The sequence below is a fragment of the Rhodanobacter sp. PCA2 genome (assembly GCF_013620825.1).
Lineage (GTDB): Bacteria > Pseudomonadota > Gammaproteobacteria > Xanthomonadales > Rhodanobacteraceae > Rhodanobacter_A.
Window position 1 is genome coordinate 36,781 of the sequence record NZ_NJIC01000018.1, and the last position, 22,871, is coordinate 59,651.

Annotated in this window: 19 protein-coding genes; 14 read left to right on the top strand and 5 right to left on the bottom strand. The window is 69.3% G+C overall.

The genetic code is table 11. The features are described 5' to 3' along the window. Positions 1-2,099, bottom strand: a 2,099-nt coding sequence (locus PCA_RS06830) for an ATP-binding protein (protein WP_255436708.1), incomplete at its 3' end; no start/stop codon positions are given. A gap of 259 nt (positions 2,100-2,358) precedes the next feature. Between PCA_RS06830 and PCA_RS06835 the strand changes: the two genes are divergently transcribed. From PCA_RS06835 to PCA_RS06845, 3 genes are all read left to right on the top strand, one after another. Beyond that, entirely contained in the window at positions 2,359-3,012 is a 654-nt protein-coding gene (locus tag PCA_RS06835; protein ID WP_181301853.1) for a response regulator transcription factor, read from the top strand. Between the two features lie 644 nt (positions 3,013-3,656). Next, the gene (locus PCA_RS06840; protein ID WP_181301854.1) at positions 3,657-8,759 is read left to right on the top strand and encodes an ESPR-type extended signal peptide-containing protein; all 5,103 of its coding nucleotides are present in this window, start codon (positions 3,657-3,659) and stop codon (positions 8,757-8,759) included. Positions 8,760-8,930: 171 nt separating this feature from the next. Further along, positions 8,931-9,674, top strand: a complete 744-nt coding sequence (locus PCA_RS06845; RefSeq protein WP_219918603.1) for an OmpA family protein — start codon at positions 8,931-8,933, stop codon at positions 9,672-9,674. Between the two features lie 23 nt (positions 9,675-9,697). Here the strand turns inward: PCA_RS06845 and PCA_RS06850 are convergent, their stop codons facing one another. Beyond that, on the bottom strand, positions 9,698-11,503 hold the full coding sequence (locus PCA_RS06850) for an aminopeptidase P family protein (RefSeq protein WP_181301856.1): 1,806 nt from the start codon (positions 11,501-11,503) through the stop codon (positions 9,698-9,700). 169 nt (positions 11,504-11,672) lie between these two features. Here PCA_RS06850 and PCA_RS06855 point away from each other — a divergent pair, with 169 nt between their 5' ends. The 7 genes from PCA_RS06855 (at position 11,673) to truD (ending at position 18,254) form a co-directional block, all read left to right on the top strand. Next, positions 11,673-13,343, top strand: coding sequence for a CTP synthase (locus PCA_RS06855; RefSeq protein WP_181301857.1), 1,671 nt, complete (start codon positions 11,673-11,675; stop codon positions 13,341-13,343). After that, positions 13,340-14,173 carry a 3-deoxy-8-phosphooctulonate synthase gene (gene kdsA / locus PCA_RS06860; protein ID WP_181301858.1) on the top strand — a complete coding sequence of 278 codons (834 nt, stop codon included), beginning with the start codon at positions 13,340-13,342 and terminating at the stop codon, positions 14,171-14,173. Before PCA_RS06855 ends, kdsA begins: the two co-directional genes overlap by 4 nt. A gap of 58 nt (positions 14,174-14,231) precedes the next feature. After that, on the top strand, positions 14,232-15,545 hold the full coding sequence (gene eno, locus PCA_RS06865) for a phosphopyruvate hydratase (RefSeq protein ID WP_181301859.1): 1,314 nt from the start codon (positions 14,232-14,234) through the stop codon (positions 15,543-15,545). A gap of 20 nt (positions 15,546-15,565) precedes the next feature. Next, a complete protein-coding gene (ftsB, locus tag PCA_RS06870; RefSeq protein ID WP_181301860.1) occupies positions 15,566-15,916 on the top strand; it encodes a cell division protein FtsB in 351 nt (116 codons plus the stop codon). Next, positions 15,913-16,605: a 2-C-methyl-D-erythritol 4-phosphate cytidylyltransferase gene (gene ispD, locus PCA_RS06875; RefSeq protein WP_181301861.1), complete on the top strand. Its 693-nt coding sequence runs from the start codon at positions 15,913-15,915 to the stop codon at positions 16,603-16,605. The genes ftsB and ispD overlap by 4 nt, the downstream gene beginning before the upstream one ends. Continuing rightward, positions 16,602-17,081, top strand: coding sequence for a 2-C-methyl-D-erythritol 2,4-cyclodiphosphate synthase (ispF, locus tag PCA_RS06880; RefSeq protein ID WP_181301862.1), 480 nt, complete (start codon positions 16,602-16,604; stop codon positions 17,079-17,081). The genes ispD and ispF overlap by 4 nt, the downstream gene beginning before the upstream one ends. 138 nt (positions 17,082-17,219) lie before the next feature. Beyond that, positions 17,220-18,254 carry a tRNA pseudouridine(13) synthase TruD gene (gene truD / locus PCA_RS06885; RefSeq protein WP_181301863.1) on the top strand — a complete coding sequence of 345 codons (1,035 nt, stop codon included), beginning with the start codon at positions 17,220-17,222 and terminating at the stop codon, positions 18,252-18,254. Here truD and PCA_RS06890 read toward each other — a convergent pair. Next, positions 18,244-18,789, bottom strand: a complete 546-nt coding sequence (locus PCA_RS06890) for a Smr/MutS family protein (RefSeq protein ID WP_181301864.1) — start codon at positions 18,787-18,789, stop codon at positions 18,244-18,246. The genes truD and PCA_RS06890 overlap by 11 nt on opposite strands. A 140-nt stretch (positions 18,790-18,929) precedes the next feature. Between PCA_RS06890 and surE the strand changes: the two genes are divergently transcribed. From surE to PCA_RS06910, 4 genes are read left to right on the top strand one after another with little or no spacing between them, the layout of a single operon-like run. Beyond that, on the top strand, positions 18,930-19,718 hold the full coding sequence (gene surE, locus PCA_RS06895) for a 5'/3'-nucleotidase SurE (protein WP_181301865.1): 789 nt from the start codon (positions 18,930-18,932) through the stop codon (positions 19,716-19,718). Positions 19,719-19,721: 3 nt separating this feature from the next. Further along, on the top strand, positions 19,722-20,417 hold the full coding sequence (locus tag PCA_RS06900) for a protein-L-isoaspartate(D-aspartate) O-methyltransferase (protein ID WP_181301866.1): 696 nt from the start codon (positions 19,722-19,724) through the stop codon (positions 20,415-20,417). A 26-nt stretch (positions 20,418-20,443) separates the two neighbouring features. Next, a complete protein-coding gene (locus tag PCA_RS06905; RefSeq protein WP_181301867.1) occupies positions 20,444-21,052 on the top strand; it encodes a DedA family protein in 609 nt (202 codons plus the stop codon). A 50-nt stretch (positions 21,053-21,102) separates the two neighbouring features. Further along, entirely contained in the window at positions 21,103-22,101 is a 999-nt protein-coding gene (locus tag PCA_RS06910) for a peptidoglycan DD-metalloendopeptidase family protein (RefSeq protein WP_181301868.1), read from the top strand. Between the two features lie 49 nt (positions 22,102-22,150). Here PCA_RS06910 and PCA_RS06915 read toward each other — a convergent pair whose 3' ends face one another. Beyond that, complete coding sequence (locus tag PCA_RS06915; protein ID WP_181301869.1) at positions 22,151-22,531, bottom strand: Mth938-like domain-containing protein; 381 nt, start codon at positions 22,529-22,531, stop codon at positions 22,151-22,153. Then, entirely contained in the window at positions 22,531-22,827 is a 297-nt protein-coding gene (yhbY, locus tag PCA_RS06920; RefSeq protein WP_181301870.1) for a ribosome assembly RNA-binding protein YhbY, read from the bottom strand. The genes PCA_RS06915 and yhbY overlap by 1 nt, the downstream gene beginning before the upstream one ends. Positions 22,828-22,871: the final 44 nt, after the last annotated feature.

Consider the following 22,871-nt stretch of genomic DNA (forward strand, 5'->3'; position numbering starts at 1 on the left):
GTGTCTTCCAGCGGCTTCAGTTGCAGCGGCTTGCTGAGGCAGTCGTCCATGCCGGCTTCGCGGCAGCGCGCGAGCTCGCCCGCCAACGCGTTGGCCGTGGTCGCGACGATGGGCAGGCGGGAAGCGGCGGCGCTCTCGCGCTCGTGGCGGCGCCATGCACTGGCCAGTTCGTATCCGCTCATCTCGGGCATGTTGCAGTCGGTGAGCAGCAGGGCGTGGTCGCCGTGCTGCAGGGCCGCCAGCGCCTCCCGCCCGTTGTCCACGAGTTCGCAGGGCCAGCCCAGCAGGCCCAGCTGGCGCTGCACGAGTTGCCGGCTCACCGGGTGGTCCTCGGCGACCAGGATGCGCTGCGTGCGGCGCCGTGCGTGCCGCGCGTCGGGGGCGATGGCCTCGATGGCTGCCGGCGCCGGCATGGGCGCCGTCGACGCCGTGTGCCGCGGGTCCAGCGCCAGCGTGCAGGCGCGCAGCAGCGCCTGCCAGCGCAGCGGATTGGCGCCCAGCAGGATGCGTTCGCCGTCGGCGGCGACGATGGGTGCGGGAACGTCGCGCTGGGTGAGCGCCACCACGCGGGCGGGGATGGCGCGGCCGCTGTCGAGGTCGTCCTCGTCCAGGAACAGCAGGTCGGCGGCCACGCCGGTGCGCAGCGGCACGGCGGGGTCGATGCGCTCCACCGTCATTCCCAGCGCGGCGAGGTGCTGCGCCAGCGCCGCCACCAATTCCGGCTCGCGCAGACGCAGCAGCGCGTGCGGCGATGCGGCGCCTGGCAGCCGCACGGCGTCGCGGCTGGCGACCGGGAGACGCAGTTGCAGCGCCACCGTGGTGCCTTCGCCGGGCTTGCTGGCGAGCGTGATCTCGCCGTCCATCAATTGCGCCAGGTGGCGGCAGATCGCCAGGCCCAGGCCGGTGCCGCCGTAGCGGCGCGCGGTCCAGTCCTCGGCCTGGCTGAACGGGGCGAACAGCGCGGCCTGTTTCTCCTCGGCGACGCCTATGCCGGTATCGCTGACCGCGATGCGAAGCCGCTGGCCGTCTTCGTCTTCGCCGAGAACGCGCCAGGACACGGCGATGCTTCCGCGCTCGGTGAACTTCGTCGCGTTGCCCAGCAGGTTCAGCAGGATCTGCCGCATGCGCACGCCGTCGCCCAGCAGCAGCCCCGCGACGGCGGCGTCCACCGACACGTCGATGCGCAGGCGCTTGCGGCGCATCGCGCCGGCCATCACGCCCACCACGTTGTCCACCAGCGTGCGTGGGTTGAAGGGTTCGCGGTCCAGCCGCAGGCTGCCGGCTTCCAGCTTGGAGAAGTCCAGCACGTCGTTGAGGATCTGCAGCAGCACGCCGGCCGAGTCCTCCACCGCGTGCAGCAGCTCGCCTTGCGCGGCGTCCAGCGGCGTCTGGCCCAGCAGTTCCAGCATGCCGATCACGCCGTTCATGGGCGTGCGTATCTCGTGGCTCATGGTGGCGAGGAAATCCGCCCGGGCCTTGGCGGCGCGTTCCGCCGCGTCGCGCGCCACGCGCAGCGCCTCGCTGTGCGCGCGGGTACGCGAGGTGTCCAGCAGGTAGCCGACCCACTGCTGGCCGCCATCCGCGCGCGGCTGGGCAGCCAGCGAAACGTGCAGCCAGCGCAGGCCTTCCGGTGCGTGCACGCGGAAATCGGCCGTGCGCGGCCACGGGTCGGCGGCTGCCTCCCGTGAAAACTCCAGCAACTGCGCCAGCGCGGCGCGGTCATCGGGATGGACGCGTTCGCGGAAGGTCGGCGTCGTCAGCGGATTCTCGCGCGGCGGGGCCGCGGTCCCCAGGCCGGCCACGACGAACGGGTCGCCGACCAGCGGGGCGAACCGCGGCGTGCCATCGGGCGCCACGCGCAGCATGAAGACCGCCACCGGCACCTGCGCGGCGATGCCGCGCAAATCCTGCTCCACGGCAAGGTAGTGGCGGGCGCGCCGCAGCAGCTGCCGTTGTCCGCGGATGTACCAAAGCAGCCCCAGCGCCAGCAGCGCCACCAGCACCAGCAGCCCGGCGAGCAGCAGGGTAGGCGCCTGCCACGCGCCGGACGCCGAGTGCAGCCAGTCGGGGGCGGCAGCGGTGGCGGCAAGCTGGCTCATGGATGGGCGCCTTTCCCGCGGCACGTGGACCGCAGCATGCCCCAATTTCTTGCGCACGGCCGCAGGCCGGCGGTGGGGCCGGGGCGTTCCTTGCGCATGCTCGCGCGCCTGGCTGGCTTGTGCATGGGCATAGCGTGCAGCCTCGATCGGGCGACGACAAGCACTTCGACCGGAGGGATGGCTGGCGCATGCAGGGCCGGGACGGATATGGTGGGGCCGACGGCAGCGGGGCGCCGGTTCGGCAGGAGAAGTTCCCAACATGCGCATCGTGATCTGCGACGACCACCCCGTAGTGGTGATGGGCGTCAAGGCCATCCTCGCCAGCCAGGGCAACGCGTTCGAGGTGGTGGGGGAGGCGCACGGGGGCCAGCAACTGCTGCAGCTGCTGGGGACCACGGCGTGCGACCTGGTGATCACCGATTTCTCCATGCCCGGCGAAAATCGCCAGGACGACGGGCTGCCCATGCTGCGCCGCCTGCGCGAGGCGTGGCCGGAACTTCCCGTCATCGTGCTGACGATGATCCACAACGCCGCGCTGCTGCAAGGCATGCTCAAGCTGGGCGTGCAGGGCGTGGTGGACAAGACCGGCATGACGACGGAGCTGCTGCGCGCCGTCCGCGCCATCGCTGCCGGGCGCAACTACGTCAGCACCCATGTGCAGGCCGCCAGCAATCATGGTCGTGCGGCCGAAGTCGACGACCAGCAGGCGGCGACAGTCGCCGTGCTCTCCGTGCGCGAGGCCGAGGTGGTGCGCCTGTACGCCCAGGGCCTCAGCGTCACCCAGATCGCCGAAACCGTGCGGCGCAGCGTGAAGACAGTCAGCAAGCAGAAGAACGACGCCATGCGCAAGCTCGGCCTGGAAAGCAACCGCGAGCTGTACGAATTCGCACGCGCCAGCGGGCTGCTTGCCTGAGGAGCCGGCGCCTTCGCCCGGCGGGGAATGGCCCCGGACGGGCGTGGTAGCCACGTCGCCGGCTGCCGTGGCGGCCTGACCCGACGCTCCGCCTCGCGCGGCCCACTGCACAACCTCTTTGCCGTCCGCCCCGTATGGCTGGTCGCCGCGTGTCCCGGGCGAACGATGTTCTCGTCGTGCCGGCCGGCGCCGGGGACTGCGCATTTTCTTTTTCAGAATCGTCTGATTCAAACCGCCTGTGGCCAGCCGCAGAATCGGTCTCAAGAAGTGTGATGCGCATCACGGCGCTGGATTCATTTGACTTGCCTGTGCGCGGCAGCGCTTCTCCGCCTCCCGCATGCCGAAGGAACGGCATGTGTCGACCCTGGTGTCGGCGGCAGGTGACCCCTACCCCCTGGGGAGTCGCCTGTCGGGTTCCAATTCGCATGTGAGGGTTGGGGGATACAGAGAGACTGATGGCGCGGGATTTGTCGCGTACGGCTCGGGGACTTCGTTGCCAGTTTTCAGATTGAGCTGCAGTCGCGCCCCCCGAGTGCTGCCGCATGCAATACGCCGAAGCCCGCATGGAGCGATCCATGCGGGCTTCGATGCATATGCCGCCCTGCTGCCACGGTTGGTTTGCCGATTCCATTTGAGGAACGACCGTGAACAAGACCTATAGCAAGGTGTGGAGCAAGTCGCTTGGCCAGGTGGTGGTTGCGTCGGAACTCGCAACCAGCGATGGCGGCGGAGCAGCCAAGGGAGGCGGATGCCTCGGCCTTCGTCTTGGAGCGTTGTCGCTTGCCATTGTCTTCGGCTTGCAGGCCGTGCCGCAGCGAGCCGTGGCAGCCACTTATGCCGGCAATCCAAGCACCTGCTCCGCAGCGGGCACCAGCACCATAGGTCGCGTCACCGTGAACGGCACGAACGCCGACCCTGTTGATGGATCCGGCACCTTGTCGAACATCGCGGGGTGCAATGCCAGTGGCAACGGAATGGACGCGGCCACCGTTTACGGTGCGTACTCCCAAGCTACCGGGCAGGGGGCGGCGTCCTTCGGTTTTTACGCAACTTCCGCCAAATGGGGAAGCGCTTTCGGTCTCTCCTCCAGTGCAACGGGCATCGGTTCGACCGCACTCGGCTTCGGCAGCTCCGCAAGCGCTCCGAACTCGGTTGCCATCGGCGGCGCAGGCGGCAATGGCACCGCCGCACTGAGTGCCGCCAACTCCACGTTGGCATCCGGCGCCGGCGCCATCGCCATCGGCAGCGATGCCGTGAAGGGGGCGCAAGCCACGACGATCAATGCGATCGCCATCGGTGGCGAGTCGTCTGTAGGGACAACCGGCACATCCGGCATTGCCATAGGCCGTGGCGCCACGGTAAGTGCGGCCTACGGCATCGCCCAGGGCGACGGCGTCGCCAGCGGCGCGACTGGCCAGAACGTGGCCATCGGCTCCTCGGGCACCACCGCCAATGGCGGTTCCAGCGCGGGTGGCGCGGTGGCGATCGGCATGGGCCAGAAGGCGACCGGCAACGGTGCGGTCGCCATCGGCGATCCCAACATTTCCAACGGCACGGGTGCGGTGGCCCTGGGCGCCAACAACACGGCGGCTGGCGACACGGCCGGCGCAACGGCGGCCAACGGCGCGGTCGCCATCGGCAACAGCAACCAGGCCATCGGGCAGGGTTCGGTGGCGCTGGGCAACGGCAGCGTGGCGGCCGCGGCCGGTGGTATCGCCATGGGCGACACCGCCAATGCGAAGGCAGCCAATGCCGTCGCCATCGGCAGTGGCGCCACCGTGACCAGCGTCGGTGCTGTCAACGACACGGGCGGTGCAGCCGGTTTGCGCGGCGTAGCCATTGGCATCAACGCCAGCACCACGATGGCCGACTCCATCGCCATGGGCAACGGTGCCCTGGTGCGGAACACCGCCGCCAGCTCGCCGAGCCCGCTCGGCGCGATCGCCATCGGCACGTCGGCGGCCGCGATGGGCACGCAGTCCATTGCCATCGGCAACCATACCGGTACCGGTTCCACCGGTTTCAACAATCTTGCGATTGGTGTCACGTCGGGTCAGAACAATGCCTCGTCCGTCAATCTGGCCCTGGGCTACAACGTGGGCAACAGCGTGTCGAGCACGGGCAACACCGCCATCGGCAACCTGGGCACCGGCAGCAGTGTCTCCGATACCAGCACCCAGCCCGCGGTGTTTCCGGGCGTCAGCGGGAACAACACCGCCATCGGCCCGGTGGCGGGCAACGGCGTGAAGGGTGCCCTCAATACCGCGCTGGGCTGGAAGGCCGGCGACACCGTCGATGGTTTCAACAACATCGGGATCGGGCCGAATGGCGCGCGCTCCGTGACCGGCAACGCCAATATCGGCATCGGCTCCTTCAGCGGCTCCAGCATCAAGGGCAACGACAATACGACCATCGGCAATTTCTCCGGCCAGAACATCACCGGTGCACGGAATACCGCCATCGGCGACAACGCCGGCAACACGGTCTCGGGCAACGCCAACTATGCCGGCGGCGAAGCCTCCGGCACCAACGTCACGGGCGATTCCAACGCCGCGATTGGCAATGGCGCCGGCCGCTATGTCACCGGCACCGGCAACCTTGCCATGGGGTCGAACGCCGGTTCGGGCACGAGCACGACGGCGTTGACCGTCGATCGTTCGACCGCCATCGGCAACGCCGCTGCCGCCCATGGCAACGACGGGATCGCCCTGGGTACCAACGCAGTGGCCGGCGTTTCCGGTTCGAACGTGAGCATCGTCGACGACATCGCGCTGGGCAATGGCGCGCAGGCGACGGGCGGCAATTCGATCGCCATGGGCGCGGGCGCCAATGCTGCCGGCGCGTCGGCCATTTCCATCGGCAACGGCAACAATGTGAGCGGTGCGAGCTCGGGTGCCATCGGCGATCCGAACACCGTCAGCGGCGCGGGCAGTTACGCGATCGGCAACGACAACACGGTGACCGCGGACAATGCCTTTGTGTTCGGGAACAATGTTGCCAACGGCATTGCCAATTCGGTGGCCTTGGGCGCCAACTCCACGGTCGCGGCCGCGAACATGGGGTACTACAACCCCGGTACGGGCGCGTTGTCGGGAACGGCGGCCGGCGTGGTGAGCGTGGGCGCGGCGGGTGCGGAACGTCAGATCCAGAACGTGGCGCCGGGCAGCAACGCGACGGACGCGGTGAACGTCAGTCAGCTGCAGTCCCTGGCGAACGCGGTGGCGGCGGGGCAGACGCATTACTACAGCGTCAACACCCCTGCCGGAACAGGTGCCGGAAGCAACTACAACAACGATGGTGCGACGGCGGCATACTCGCTCGCTGCCGGCGGGGGAGCCCAGGCGACCGGTGAGCAGACCATCGCCATCGGCGACAACTCGTTGGCCGAGGGCGCCGCTCGGGGAGCCATCGCTGTAGGCGTGTCCGCGCATGCAAGCGGGCGGAAACCCGTTGCCATCGGCTTGAGCGCAGCGGCGACGAATGACTATACGGTGGCCATCGGTGGAAATACGACGGCTTCAGGCTGGAACTCCACTTCCATCGGTTCCGATGCGATGGCCAGCGCCAGCAATGCTGCCGGCTTCGGTGCCAATTCCAACGCATCCGGTGCCGGTTCGAGCGCAATAGGCAGCTTCTCGAGCGCGAGCGGTCTCAACTCGACTGCGGTGGGCGCCTACGTGGTAGCGACGGGTGCGGCCTCGACCGTGGTCGGCAGCCAGGCGACCGACAACGGAAATGCCGACGCGACGGTGCTGGGCCAGGGCGCGAGCATCGCCAGCGGTACCGCGGGCAGCAACGTGGCGCTGGGCCAGGGCTCGACGGTGGCGGCCGCCGCGGTGGCGACGCCGGGTGGCGTGATCAACGGCACGACCTACACCTATGCAGGCCAGACGCCCGCAGGCGTGGTGAGCATGGGCAGCGCAGGCAACGAACGCCAGATCGCGAATGTGGCGGCAGGCCAGGTCACGGCCAACAGCACGGATGCGGTGAACGGCTCGCAGCTGTATGCCACGAACCAGGCCGTGAACCAGCTCGGCAGCCAGATCACCAACATCGACAACGGCGGCGGCATCAAGTACTTCCATGCCAACTCGAGCGATCCGGACAGCCAGGCGCTTGGCGCAAACAGCGTGGCGATCGGTCCGAACGCCGTGGCGAGCGAGGCTGACAGCGTGGCACTGGGCAACGGCGCCACGACCACGGCGACCGTGGGCGTGAGCAGCGCGGTGATTGGCGGCAATACCTACGGCTTCGCCGGCGCCGCACCGGTGGGCGTGGTGAGCATCGGCTCGGTCGGGGCGGAACGCCAGCTGCAGAACGTCGCGGCCGGCCGGTTGAGCAGCAGCAGTACCGATGCGGTCAACGGCAGCCAGCTCTATGCCACCAACCAGCAGGTGGATGCCAACACCACCAGCATCAACAACATCAACAACACCGTCACCGGCATCAACAACGGCAGCGCCGGCATGTTCCGGGTCAGCCAGGACCACAACACGCCGCCACCCAGTCCGACCGGCGCCAATTCGGCTGCGGGCGGCGCGGGTGCCGTTGCTTCGGGCAGCAACAGCCTGGCCGTGGGCAACAACAGTGCGGCCACCGGCACGAACGCCACGGCGGTGGGCACCGGCGCCACGGCAAGTGCGGACGGCAGCACGGCACTGGGCCAGGGCGCGGTCGCGAGCACGCCGGACTCGGTGGCGCTGGGCGCCGGCTCGACTACGGCTACGGCCGTGGCCGTGGGCAGCGCCACGGTGGGCGGCGTGACCTACGGCGGCTTCGCCGGCAACGCTCCGACCGGCGTGGTCAGCGTGGGTTCGGCGGGCGCCGAGCGGCAGGTCACCAACGTGGCCGCGGGGCAGGTGACCGCGACCAGCACCGATGCGGTGAACGGCAGCCAGCTGTATTCGGTGGCGAGCCAGGTTTCGCAGATCGGCAACTCGGTCAGCAACGTCGCCAATCAGGTGAATGCCGACACCACCGACATCAAGAACCTGCAGCAGGGTTCGGACGGCATGTTCCAGGTCAGCCAGGACGACAACGGCACCAAGCCGGTGGCATCGGGCACGAAGTCGACCGCGGGTGGCAACGGCGCCGTGGCCTCCGGAAGCGGGAGCACCGCCGTCGGCAACGGCGCGCAGGCGACGGCCGACAACAGCGTGGCGATCGGCGCGAACTCGGTGGCGGATCGGGCGAACAGCGTTTCCGTCGGCTCCGCCGGCGGTGCGCGCCAGATCACCAACGTGGCGGCTGGCACCCAGGCCACCGACGCGGTGAATGTGAGCCAGCTGCAGGCATCGCAGGCCGGCAGCGTGCATTACGACACCAATGCCGACGGCAGCGTCAACTACGACAGCATCACGCTCAATTCCGGCGGTTCGCCCACGTCGATCCACAACGTCGGGCCCGGCACGGCCGCAACGGATGCGGTGAACGTGGGACAGATGAACCAGGGCATGCAGCAGGTGCAGAACTGGTCGAAGAGCTACACCGACCAGGCGGTCACCAACCTCGGCAACAAGGCTTTCGCCGGCGTGGCTTCGGCGATGGCGATGGCGAGCATGCCGCAGGCCTACCAGCCCAACCAGAGCGCCGCCACGGTGGGTCTCGGCAATTTCCATGGCCAGTCCGGCGTCGCCGTGGGCCTGTCGACGATCTCCGAAAGCGGTCGCGTGATCTTCAAGGTCAACGCCTCGACCAATACGCGTGGCGACACCGGCGTGGGCGTGGGCGCGGGCGTGGTCTGGTAAGTGGAGAGGACGCCCACGCCGCCGTGGCGTGGGCGACGAACATGAGCAATCTCCCGTCCTGCACGGGAGCGTCACGACCTGAAGGGGCATGGCATGAGGGATTCTTTCAAAAACCTGGCACGGGCGACGATGGTGCTTGCGGCGTTGCTTGCCCTTGGCGGGTGCGGCAACGTGAGCCGGAATGTCGCCACGGACGGCAAGAGCGCGGGCGAACTGGTGTGGCCGAGGATCGGCGACACCACGCCGATGCACGCCAACGGCACCTGGCCCAACCCGGACAGCTTGCGCCTGGTGCATGCGGGCCAGACCAAGAACCAGATCGCGGCCCTGGTCGGCTACCCCCATTTCAGCGAAGGGGTGTTTGCGGTGCGCGAGTGGAACTACGTGTTCCATTTCCGCACGAAGGATCACCCCGACCAGGTGTGCCAGTACAAGGTGCTGTTCGACGGGCAGAAGATCGCGCAAAGCTTCTACTGGAAGCCCGAGTCATGCGCGGAGTTGCTGAAGCTGCCGCAGCCCGAGGTGGCCGGGAAGCGTTTCAGCCTGTCCGCCGACGCGCTGTTCGCGTTCGACAAGTCGTCCATCGACGACCTCACCCCGAAGGGGCGCGAGCAACTGGACGAACTGGCCGGCCGGATCGTGGCGGAGGACAACAGGCTCAGCATGGTCCACGTGGTCGGCTACACCGATCGCCTGGGCAGCGCCGAGCACAACGACCGCCTGTCGCGCCGACGCGCCTATACGGTGATGGAGTACCTGGTCAGGCACGGCGTGCCGTCGAACGTGGTCGTGGCCGAGGGGCGCGGCTCCGTGGCGCCGGTCACCACCGACTGCGAGAGCGGCAACCGCGCCGAACTCATCGCCTGCCTGGCGCCGGACCGGCGCGTCGAGGTGATCGTGGTGGGGCGGCACTGAGCAGCCGGCCGCCCCGTGCGCGGTCAGCCCGCCAGCGGCGCGCAGTGGCGCTCCAGCCATGCCAGGTCGGCGCCTTCCAGCAGCGGGGCGAGCGCGGCGCGCACGCTGGCGTGGTAGTCGTCCAGCCACGCGCCTTCGTCGGGGCTGAGCAGGCCCGGCTCCAGCGCGCGGCGGTCGAACGGGCACAGCGTGAGCGTCTCGAAGGCGAGGAAATCGCCGAACTCGGTGCGGTCGGCCTCGACCACCACCGCGAGGTTCTCGTGGCGGATGCCGTGGCGACCCGGCTTGTACAGGCCCGGCTCGATCGAGGAGATCATGCCCGGCTCCAGTGCCACCAGGGCGCCGCCGGAAACCGGCGGCCGGACGGACTGCGGCCCCTCGTGCACGTTGAGGAAGTAGCCCACGCCATGGCCGGTGCCGTGGCCGTAGTCGCAGCCGGCCGCCCACAGCGGGGCGCGCGCCAGCGCGTCGAGCTGCGGGCCGCTGGCGCCCTTCGGGAAGCGCGCGCGGCTGAGCGCGATCATGCCCTTCAGCACCAGGGTGGCGTCGCGGCGTTGTTCGACGGTGGTCTCGCCCAGCGCCAGCACACGGGTGATGTCGGTGGTGCCGCCGAGGTACTGGCCGCCGGAGTCGATCAGCAGCAGGCCCTTCGCCTGCAGGGCGTTGTGCGATTCCTGCGTGGCGCGGTAATGCGGCAGCGCGCCGTTCGCCTGGTAGCCGGCGATGGTGGCGAAGCTCTCGCCCACGAATTCCGGTTGCGCGGCGCGTGCGGCGTGCACCAGGCGGTGCACGTCCAGCTCGGTGAGCGGCTTGCCGTCGGCGAGCTGGTGCTCGATCTCGCGGAACGCGCTGGCCAGGGCGGCGCCGTCGCGGCGCATCACCTCGCGCACGTGGTCCAGTTCGGCGGGACCCTTCACCGCCTTGAACGCGGTGCTGGGGTTGGCGGCCTCGATGCGCCGCACGTCGGCAGGGATGGCATGGCTGATCGCGCAGACCACGCGGGCGGGATCGAACAGCAGGGCGGCATCCTTGCCCAGTTCGGCCAGCGCGCCGGCGATGCCGGCATAGCCGTCGATCGCGACGCCGTCCGCGGCGAGCTGCGCGACCAGGGCGTCGTCGAACTTGCCGCGCTCGGCGAACAGGGTGGCCTTGCCTTCGGTCGCGACCAGCAGGTGGGCGAGGAAGACCGGGTTGCACTCCACGTCGCTGCCGCGCAGGTTGGTGAGCCAGGCGATGTCGTCGAGGCTGGAAACCAGATGATGCGTGGCGCCGCGCTTGCGCAGCGCGTTGCGCAGGCGCGCCAGCTTGTCCGCGCGCGCGGTGCAGGCCCAGGCGATCGGGTGTTCGACGATGCGCGCATGGGGCAGGGCGGGCCGGTCGCTCCAGATCGCGCCGGGCAGGTCGAGGTCGGTGCGCACGCGCACGCCGTGCTCGCCGAGCTTGCCTTCCATCGAGCGCAGGCCAGCAAGCGACAGGCTGTCGCCGGCCACGGCCAGCACGTCGCCCCCGTGCAGATGCGTGGTCAACCAGTCCATGTGCTCGGGCGTGTGCGGCACGTGCAGCTTCATCAACGCGATGCCGCTGCCGCCAAGCTGCTGCTCGGCCTGCGCGAAATAGCGCGAATCGGTCCACAGGCCAGCCTGCTCCAGCGTCACGATCAGGGTGCCGGCCGAGCCGGTGAAGCCGGACAGCCACGCCCGTGCCTGCCAGTGCCCCGGCAGGTATTCGGAGAGGTGCGGGTCGGCGCTGGGGACGATCACGGCGGCGACGCCGTGCTGCTGCATGGCCGCGCGCAGCGCGGCGATCCGGGCGGGGATGGGGGTGGTCATGCGCGGCATGGTAACAGGCGCCCCATGCGCGCGATGCCTTCCGTGCCGGCGTGCCGGACCACTGCGCGGCGCCGCCTGGAAGGCCATTTGCCTGAATCGGAGTGTCCGGACATCTCGCGGCGGCGGCCGTCTGCCGCTAGAATGCGTATTTCCAGCACGGCTGCATTCCATGACCCCCCTGATTTTCGTCACTGGCGGTGTGGTGTCCTCGCTTGGCAAGGGCATCGCCGCGGCGTCGCTGGCCTCCATCCTGGAAGCGCGTGGCCTCTCGGTCACCATGATGAAGCTCGATCCCTACATCAATGTGGATCCGGGCACCATGAGCCCGTTCCAGCATGGCGAGGTCTACGTCACCGACGACGGCGCCGAGACCGACCTCGACCTAGGCCACTACGAGCGCTTCGTCCATACCCGGCTCACCGGCAAGAACTCGATCACCACCGGCAAGATCTACGAGAGCGTGATCCGCAAGGAACGCCGCGGCGACTACCTCGGCGCCACCGTGCAGGTGATCCCGCACATCACCGACGAGATCAAGCACTGCATCCACGAGGCCACCCGCGGCTTCGACGTGGCGCTGGTGGAGATCGGCGGCACGGTGGGCGACATCGAGTCGCTGCCCTTCCTGGAGGCCATCCGCCAGCTGCGCATCGAGCACGGCCCGGAGAAGTGCCTGTTCATGCACCTCACCCTGGTGCCGTACATCAAGGCCGCCGGCGAGATCAAGACCAAGCCCACCCAGCATTCGGTGAAGGAACTGCGCTCGATCGGCATCCAGCCGGACATCCTGCTGTGCCGCAGCGAGCAGCCGCTGCCCGAGGGCGAGCGCCGCAAGATCGCGCTGTTCACCAACGTGCCCGAGAACGCCGTGATCAGCGCGGTGGACGTGGACGTGATCTACAAGACCCCGCTGTGGCTGCACCAGCAGGGCCTGGACGAGATCGTGGTGAAGCGGCTGGGACTCGACGCCAAACCGGCCGATCTTTCGGCATGGCAGCGCACGGTGGACGCCGTGGTGCATCCGAAGGACGAGGTCACCGTGGCCATCGTTGGCAAGTACGTGGAGCACAAGGACGCCTACAAGTCGCTGGGCGAGGCGCTGCGCCACGGCGGCATCAAGCAGCAGACGCGCGTGAACCTGGAGTGGATCGACTCCGAGCAGGTCGAGGCCGAGGGCGCCGCCAAGGTGCTCGGCGGCGCGGACGCGATCCTCGTGCCGGGCGGCTTCGGCAAGCGCGGCTTCGAAGGCAAGATCATGGCCGCGAAGTACGCCCGCGAGCACGGCGTGCCGTACTTCGGCATCTGCTACGGCATGCACGCGGCGGTGGTGGATTTCGCGCGCCACGTGGCCGGGCTCGCCGGGGCCGATTCCAGCGAGAACGACCGCAACACGCCCGACCCGGTGATCGCGTTGATCACCGAGTGGACCACCTCCAGCGGCGAAGTGGAGCAGCGCACCGAGCGTTCGGATCTCGGCGGCACCATGCGCCTGGGCGCGCAGGAATGCCGCCTCAAGGCCGGCACGCTGGCGCGCGAGATGTACGGCCAGGAAGTGGTGCGCGAGCGCCATCGCCACCGCTACGAATTCAACAACCGCTACCGCCAGAGCTTCGAGGACCAGGGCCTGGTGATCTCCGGCAAGTCGATGGACGACCTGCTGGTCGAGATCGTCGAACTGCCGCGGCAGAAGCATCCGTGGTTCCTCGGTTGCCAGGCGCATCCGGAATTCACCTCCACGCCGCGCGACGGCCACCCGCTGTTCATCGGCTTCGTGCACGCCGCGCGCGAGTACAAGGCCGTGCGCGACGGGCAGAAGCTGGCGCAGGGAGCCGTGGCATGAAGTTGTGCGGGTTCGAGGTTGGCCTCGACCAGCCGCTGTTCCTGATCGCCGGGCCCTGCGTGGTCGAATCCGAGCAGTTGCAGCTGGATACCGCCGGTACGCTCAAGGAAATCACCGGCAAGCTCGGCGTCCACTTCATCTTCAAGTCCAGCTTCGACAAGGCCAACCGTTCCTCCGGCACCAGCTTCCGCGGTCCGGGCATGGAGGAAGGCTTGCGCATCCTCGGCGAGGTGAAGCGCCAGATCGGCGTGCCGGTGCTCACCGACGTGCACGAATACACCCCGTTCGGCGAAGTCGCCGCGGTGGTGGACGTGCTGCAGACGCCGGCCTTCCTGTGCCGCCAGACCGATTTCATCCAGAACGTGGCCCGCGCCGGCAAGCCGGTGAACATCAAGAAGGGCCAGTTCCTCGCGCCCTGGGACATGAAGAACGTCGTCGACAAGGCCAGGGCCGCGGGCAACGACGACATCCTCGTGTGCGAGCGCGGCGCCAGCTTCGGCTACAACAACCTCGTCTCGGACATGCGCTCCCTGAGTGCGATGCGCGACACCGGCTGCCCGGTGGTGTTCGACGCCACCCACTCGGTGCAGTTGCCGGGCGGGCAGGGCGCGAGTTCCGGCGGCCAGCGCGAATTCGTGCCGGTGCTGGCGCGCGCCGCCGTGGCCGCGGGCGTGGCCGGCCTGTTCGCCGAAACCCACCCGGACCCGAGCAAGGCGCTCAGCGACGGCCCCAATGCATGGCCGCTGGGCAAGATGCAGGCCCTGCTGGAAACCCTGATGGAACTGGACGCCGTGACCAAGCGCCACGGTTTTCTCGAACACACCCTGTAAGCCCGGACGCGAACCCCGCCTCATCCCCTTTCTCCAACGCTTGAAGGATTGCCGCCGCATGAGCACCGACATCACCCGCATCCACGCCCGTGAAATCCTCGACTCGCGCGGCAACCCCACGCTGGAGGCCGAAGTCACCCTGGCTGGCGGCGGTTTCGGTCGTGCGGCGGTTCCCAGCGGCGCCAGCACCGGCACGCGCGAGGCCGTCGAGCTGCGCGACGACGACAAGTCGCGCTATCTCGGCAAGGGCGTGAAGAACGCGGTGGGCCACGTCAACGGCGTCATCGCCAGCACGCTGAAGGGCTTCGACGCCGCGAACCAGGGCGGCCTGGACGCGAAGCTGATCCAGCTCGACGGCACGCCGAACAAGGGCAAGCTGGGCGCGAACGCGCTGCTCGGCGTGTCGATGGCCGCGGCGCACGCGGTGGCGGCGCAGCGCAAGCAGGCGCTGTGGCAGTACCTCGCGGAAATCAACGGCACCACCGGCAAGCCCGGCGCGCTGCCGGTGCCGATGATGAACATCATCAACGGCGGCGCGCACGCCGACAACAACGTCGACGTGCAGGAGTTCATGGTGCTGCCGGTGGGCGCGTCCAGCTTTGCCGAGGCGCTGCGTGCCGGCGCGGAGATCTTCCACGCGCTGAAGAGCGTGCTGAAGGGCAAGGGCCTCAACACCGCGGTGGGCGACGAAGGCGGCTTCGCGCCGAACCTGCGCTCCAACATCGAGGCGCTGGACACCATCCTCGAAGCGGTGAACAAGGCCGGCTACAAGGTGGGCAGCGAGATCCTGCTCGGCCTCGACGTCGCCAGTTCCGAATTCTTCAAGGACGGCAAGTACGACCTCGAAGGCGAGGGCAAGGTCTACACCCGGCACGAGTGGGTGGACGTGCTGGCGAGCTGGGCGAAGCAGTACCCCATCGTCACCATCGAGGACGGCATGGCCGAGGGCGACTGGGACGGCTGGAAGCTGCTCACCGACAGGATCGGCAAGAGCGTGCAGCTGGTGGGCGACGACCTGTTCGTCACCAACCCGGCCATCTTCAAGGAAGGCATCGACAAGCAGATCGCCAACGCCATCCTGATCAAGGTGAACCAGATCGGCACGTTGTCGGAGACGCTGGAAGCCATCGCCATGGCCGACGCGGCGAAGTACGCGGCCATCGTCTCGCACCGTTCGGGCGAGACCGAGGACACCACCATCGCCGACATCGCCGTCGCCACCACGGCCACCCAGATCAAGACCGGCTCGCTGTGCCGCACCGACCGCGTGGCCAAGTACAACCAGCTGCTGCGCATCGAGGAAGCGCTGGGCTCTGCGGCGCATTACGCGGGCCGCGCGGCCTTCGTGAGCCTCGACCACCTGCCGGGCTGATCCGGCAGCCTCGCCGCCCCATGTTGCGCTGGATCGCCCTGATACTGGTCCTGCTCCTGATCGGACTGCAGTTGAAACTGTGGTCCGCGCATGGCGGCATGCACGAGGTGGACGCCTTGCGCGTGTCGATCAAGAAGCAGACCGACGAAAACACGCGCCTGCAGCAACGCAACCAGGCGCTGGCGGCGGACGTGAGCGACCTCAAGCACGGCGACCAGGCGATCGAGGCGCGCGCGCGCACCGGGCTGGGCCTGATCAAGCCCGGCGAAACCTTCTACCAGATCGACAACCAGCCCGCGGGCGCCAGCAGCACGCTGCCGTTGCCGCCGCCGGCCCGGCCCGGTGGCATCACCGGCCGCGTCGTCCGATGAGTGCCGCCTTGTGGTGCGTGGTGCCGGCCGCCGGGCGCGGCACGCGGATGGGCAGCGACTGCCCCAAGCAATACCTGCCACTGGCTGGCCGGCCGCTGATCGCGCACACGCTGGAACGGTTGGCCGCACATCCGCGCATCGCCGGCCTCATGGTGGTGCTGGGCGCGAACGACGGACACTGGCCCGGCACCACGACCCTGCACGGCAAGCCGGTGCGCACTGCAATCGGCGGCGCCGAGCGCAGCGATTCGGTGCTGGCGGGCCTGAACGCGTTGCCGCCTGAAGTGGGTGATGCCGACTTCGTGCTGGTGCACGACGCCGCGCGCCCCTGCGTGCGCGAGTCCGATATCGCGCGCCTGATCGAGCGGGCCACGCAGGCGGATGGCGGCCTGCTCGGCGCGCCGCTGCGCGACACGCTCAAGCGCGCGGATCAAGACGCGCGCAGCCTCGCCACCGAGCCGCGCGATCAGCGCTGGCGGGCCTTCACGCCGCAGATGTTCCGTCGCGGCGAGCTCGTCGCCGCGTTGCGCGCGGTGGCGCGCGATGGGCGGCCGGTCAGCGACGAGGCGATGGCGATGGAATTGGCGGGCTTCCGGCCGTTGCTGGTCGAGGGCGCCGAGGACAACATCAAGGTGACCACGGCGGCGGACCTCGCGCTGGCCGAATTCCTGCTCGCGAGGACGGCATGAGCTTGCGCATCGGCAACGGTTTCGACGTGCACGCGTTCGGCGACGGCGACCACGTCGTGCTGGGCGGCGTGCGCATCGCCCACTCGCGCGGGCTGGTCGCGCACTCCGACGGCGACGTGGTGATCCACGCCCTGTGCGACGCGATCTTCGGCGCGCTGGCGCTGGGCGACATCGGCAGGCATTTCCCGCCCTCGGACGAGCGCTGGCGCGACGCCGACAGCCGCCAGTTCCTGCGCCACGCGGCGCTGCTGATGACGCAGCACGGCTATGCGCTGGGCAATGCCGATATCACCGTGATCGGCGAATCGCCCAGGGTGGGTCCGCACGCGCAGGCGATGCGCGAGATCCTCGCCGCCGATCTCGCATGCGAACCCGGCCGCATCAGCGTCAAGGCCACCACCACCGAAAAGCTGGGCTTCACCGGTCGCGGCGAAGGCATCGCCGCGCAGGCCTGCGTGTTGCTGGAACGCCGCTAGTTCGCTGTCGCCATCCCGGCGGAAGCCGGGACCCGGCAGTGGAACGAATGGGTTTCGCGACTGCACGACCAGCTCCCCGGTCATTCAAGAACGCCTCCGGCCTGCGCCGGAATGACGTTTCCGTACTTCGAGGCAACCATGTCCAGTTCTGAACTTCCTTTTGCACATGGCAACGTCCCGCCGCTCACGGCGAGCTTGCGCAGTACCCCCGAGGATTTCGTGGTCGAGGAGATTCTGGGCTACGACGCCGACGGCAGCGGCGAACACGCGCTGCTGTGGGTGGAGAAGCGCGGCGCGAACACCGACTGGGTGGCGCGCGAGCTCGCGAAGTTCGCCGGCGTGCCGCCGCTGGCGGTGGGTTACGCCGGCCTCAAGGACCGCAACGCGGTGACCCGGCAGACGTTCTCGGTGCAGCTGGCGGGCAAGCCCGATCCGGACTGGTCCGCGTTTCCGCACGCGGACGTGAAGGTGCTGGCGTCCACGCGCCATGGCCGCAAGCTCAAGCGCGGCGCGCTGCGCGGCAATCGTTTCGTGCTGGTGCTGCGCGAGGTGCGGGGCGAGCGTGAGCGCGCCGGGCAGGTGCTGGCCGCGATCGCCGCGCGTGGCGTGCCGAACTATTTCGGCGAGCAGCGTTTCGGCCGCGAAGGCGGCAACCTCGCGCAGGCGCGGGCGATGTTCGCAGGGCGCCGGGTGGATCGCGACAAGCGCGGCTTCCTGCTTTCCGCCGCCCGCTCGCAGATCTTCAACAGCGTGCTCGCCGCCCGCGTCGAGCGCGGCGCGTGGGACGCGCCGCTGGACGGCGAGATCTGGTCGCTCGCCGGCTCGCGCTCCTGGTTCGGGCCGGAGCCATACACCGACGTTCTGGCGCAGCGCCTCGCCAGCGGCGACATCCATCCGTCCGGCCCCTTGTGGGGGCAGGGCGAGCCGCCCACCACGGGCGAGGCCGGGGCATTGGAGCGCGACATCGCCGCCGCCCACGCCGATCTTGCCGAAGGCGTCGCTGCCGCTCGCATGGACCAGGAGCGCCGCCCGCTGCGCCTGCTGCCGAAGGACCTGCGCTGGCGCTGGTTGGCGGACGACGCGCTGGAGCTGGCGTTCGAGCTGCCCGCCGGCGCCTACGCCACCGTCGTGGCGCGCGAAGTGGCGGCGCAGGCGGAAGCGCTCAGTTCCTGAGCAGCACCACCACCGCACCGGTGCCGCCTTGCGCGGGCCGTGCGGAGGCGAAGCCCACCACGTCGTCGCGCCGTCGCAGCAGCCGGTCGGTGAGCGCCTTCAGCACCGGGCCGGCGGCCTTGGAGCGCAGCCCCTTGCCGTGGATGATGCGCACGCAGTGCAGGCCGCGCCGCCGCGCCTCGGCGAGGAAGCTGGCGATCGAGGCCTGCGCGGCGGCGACGTTCATCTGGTGCAGGTCCAGTTCGTCCTGCACGCTGTACTGGCCGCGCTTGAGCTGGCGCAGCAGCTTCGGCGGGTAGCCGTCGCGCAGGTAGGCCAGTTCCTCGCCCACTTCCAGCGTGGCCGGGTCGAAGGCCATCTCCAGCAGCTCGCCGGGCACCGCGGCTTCGTCGGCTTCCAGCATGCGCGGCAGCGGCGCGGGTTTCGGCACCGGCAGCGGCGCCGCGACCGGATCGATGCGGCGCACGTCGCCGATCGCCTCGCGGAACAGGCGGGCATCATTCTCGCTGATCGTGACAGGAGCGCGGCGTTTCATGTCCCGATGCTAGCAAGCGACGCGGCGCCCGGCGTGTGCCCGATCCGTGAATCCCGGGGTGCGCTCCGGTAAACTCGGGAGGTTGCAGGGTACGCAGGCCGCGAATGGCATGCGCTGCACTCGACTCAACACGGATCAGCATGCGAGTTCTTGTCAGCAACGACGATGGCGTGGATGCGAAAGGCATCCACGTGCTTGCCGAGCGTCTCGGCGAGGTGGGAGAGGTGACGGTGGTGGCGCCCGATCGCGACCGTTCCGGCGCCAGCAATTCACTGACACTGGACGCGCCGCTGCGCGTGCTGCGCATGGAGGACGGCCGCTACCGCGTGGCCGGCACGCCCACCGACTGCGTGCACCTGGCGCTGTCCGGCCTGCTGGAGCACGAGCCCGACATCGTGGTCTCGGGCATCAACAACTCCGCCAACCTCGGCGACGACGTGATCTATTCCGGCACGGTGTCGGCGGCGATGGAAGGGCGCTTCCTGGGCCTGCCGGCGATCGCCGTGTCGCTGGTCAGCGACGACCACCGCGGCGTGCATTACCACGCGGCGGCGAACGCGGTGCTGCTGCTGATGCGCCGGTTGCTGGTCGACCCGTTGCCCGCCGACACCATCCTCAACGTCAACGTGCCGGATCGGCCATGGGGGGAAATCCACGGCTTCGAGGTCACCCGGCTGGGCCGCCGCCACCGCGCCGCGCCGTGCATCGCGCAGACCGATCCGCGCGGACGTCCGGTGTGGTGGATAGGCCCGGCGGGCGAGGTGGACGACGCCGGCCCCGGCACCGACTTCGACGCGGTGCGCCGCGGCTACGTGTCGGTGACGCCCATCCATGTCGACCTGACCCGCTTCCAGGCGCTGGAGAAGATCAGCAGCTGGATGGAATCGCTAAGCGACGACATGGCCGCCCCCGGCCACAAGGTGGCCTGAGCGATGAGCATGCATCTGCTGCCCCCGGCGGTGTTGAAGGGCGAGGGCATGACCTCGCAGCGCGCACGCGACCGGCTCGCCGGCCTGCTCAAGGAAAGCGGCATCCGCGATCCGCGGGTGATCGACGTGATCCGCAACGTGCCGCGCCACCATTTCATCGACCAGGCGCTGCACTCGCGCGCCTACGAAAACACCGCGCTGCCGATCGGCCACGGCCAGACCATCTCCCAGCCCTGGGTGGTGGCGCGGATGACCGAGGCGCTGCTCGAACATTTCGACGCGCGCAAGGAGAAACCCGGGCGGGTGCTGGAGATCGGCACCGGCTCCGGCTACCAGGCGGTGGTGCTGGCCGCGCTGGTGGAGCAGGTCTACACCGTGGAACGGATCGAGGAGCTGCTGCGCCAGGCGCGCCGGCGTTTCCGCCAGCTGGGTCTCGCCAACATCCGTTCGCGCTACGACGACGGCAAGCTCGGCTGGGCCGACGAGGCGCCGTTCGACGCGATCATCCTCACCGCCGCGGGCGACACCATCCCCACCCGCATCCTCGAACAGCTCAGCCCCACCGGCGTGCTGGTGGCCCCGGTGGGCTCGCCCAGCAGCCAGGTGCTGATCCGCCTGCGCGGCGACGGGCAGGGCGACTTCACCCAGGAAGAACTCGGCGCGGTCAGCTTCGTGCCGCTGCTTGGCGGCATCGGCTGATGCATACAGCAAAGGAAACCGACTAGATGCGCCTGTTCGGCAAGCTCTATGCCCGCGCCCTGGTGTGGGCGCGTCACCCGCACGCGGTCCGCTACCTGTGCGTACTCAGTTTCGTCGAGGCCTTCATCTTCCCGGTCATGCCGGAAGTGATGCTGGCGCCGATGATGCTGGGCAAGCGGCACCGGGCGTTCTTCTACGCGAACATCAGCCTCGCGTTCTCGCTGCTGGGCGCGCTGGTCGGTTATGCGCTGGGGCACTGGGCGTTCGAGGCGCTGAAGCCGGTGCTGGGCACGCTGCACCTGCTGGCGCCGATCGAGCAAGGCGTCGAGAGCCTGCGCACCCAGATGGCCGAGCACCGCTGGGGCATGTTCGGCGTGCTGATCCTCGCGGCGTTGCAGCCGGTGGTGCCGATGAAGTTCGTGACCTGGGCCTCGGGCATCGTCGGCGTGCCGGTGCTGCCGTTCCTGGGTTGCGTGGCGCTGGGCCGCGGCAAGCGCGTGTGGCTGCTGGCGCTGCTGATCCGGCTGTTCGGCGAGCGCGCCGAGCAACTTTTGCACAAGTACATCGAGTGGATAGGCTGGATCGTGCTGGTGGCGCTGGGCCTGCTGCTGGCATGGTGGATCTGGAGCCATTGAGCAGGGATGGCGCCCCGGAGCGCCGCATGAAAAAACAAGGAAGTCCCATTATGCTGCCGCGAATGAATGGTTTTCTTTCCAGGTCGCTGGCTGCGGCTGCGTTGCTGGCGCTGTCGGCCTGCAGCACGGTGGTGGTGGAACCGGCGTCGAACGCCGGCCATCCGGTGGCGCCGGCCGTGGCGCATGCACCGGCCCCCGGCGGCCACTACGAGGTGCAGCGCGGCGACACGCTGTATTCGATCGCGTTCCGCAACGGGGTGGATTTCCGCAACCTGGCGCAGTGGAACGGCATCGCCGAGCCGTACACGATCTGGCCCGGCCAGCGCTTGAGCCTGTCGCCGCCTTCCGGCGCCGCGCCGGCGTCGCACGCCACCGTGGCCGCCGCGCCGCCTGCCAGGCCCGCCCCTGCTCCGGCCGCGCCCGGCGCCCCCATGTTCGAGAACGTGCCGACGCCGACGCGGGCTTCCACACCGGCCCCGACCGCCACCAGTCATGCGCCGGCGGCCACGGGGGCGGTCGTCGCCGCCGTTCCGCATGCGCCGCCTGCGCCCGCGGCCGTGGTGAAAGCGCCCGTGCCGGCAACCCCGGCCAGCACCGAAGTGCCGGTGGCGGGCGAGCCCAAGGCCAGCGTGCCGCCGCCGGCCCCGGCGGTGGCGACCGGCAGTTCGCGCGCCTCCGGGGGCGTGACCTGGCGCTGGCCGGCTGACGGCCAGATCATCAAGCGCTTCACCCCGGGCGATGCGGTGCCGGGCGTCGAGATCGCCGGCAAGGCGGGCGACCCGGTGCGTGCCGCCGCCGATGGCGTGGTGGTGTACAGCGGCAACGGCCTGGTCGGCTACGGCGAACTGGTCATCATCAAGCACAACGACAGCCTGCTGTCGGCCTACGGGCACAACAGCAAGCGGCTGGTGAAGGAAGGCCAGCGCGTCAGCGCCGGCCAGGAGATCGCCGAGATGGGCTCCAGCGGCGCCTCGCGCGTGGAACTGGGTTTCCAGATCCGCAAGGACGGCAACCCGGTCGATCCGCTGAACTACCTGCCCCCGAAGTAGCCGGCCGGCGTGAAGGCGGCCGCCGTGGAAGACCGCCCGGCTTCCGCGCTCAGGGGGCGGCGCCGAGGATGAACCCCGCGACCACGTGCCGCCCTTCGCCTGCCAGCAGGTTGTAGGTGCGCGCGGCGGCGGCGTTGTCCATCACCTCGATGCCGACGCCCTTGCGCAGGAAGCCGGCCATGAACGCGGCCGCCGGAAACACCTGGCGCACGCCGGTGCCCAGCAGCACCAGTTCCGGCTGCAGCTCGAGCAGGGCATTGACGTGCCCTTCATCCAGCGTGCCGGCCGCGTGCACCGGCCAGCGCTCGACCACGCGGTCCGGCGCCAGCAGGAAGCTTTCGGTGAGCTCGCGGTCGATCAGTGTGATGCCGTGCTCGCCGACCCTGCGCACGTACAGGTAACCCTCGGGACGGTCGAGCGAAAGGTCCATCAGCGCGGCAGGGCGATCTTCGGTTCGTCCGCATTGCGGCGGAACAGCACGGCGACATGGCCGATCTGCTGCACCGCTTCGGCGCCGGTGCCGCCCAGCAGGGCGTCGAGCTGGACCTGGCGCTCGTCCTTGTCGCCGCCGGAGAGCTTCACCTTGACCAGCTCGTGGATATCCAGGGCCTGGTGCAATTCCTTGACCACGGCATCGCTGGCGCCCTTGTTGCCCAGCAGGACAACCGGGTTCAGGCCGTGGGAAAGGCTGCGCAGGTAGCGGATCTGCGAGGGGGAAAGGGCCATGCGGGGCGGTCGATTCGCGGGGAGTGAGCGGCAAAGGGTATCAT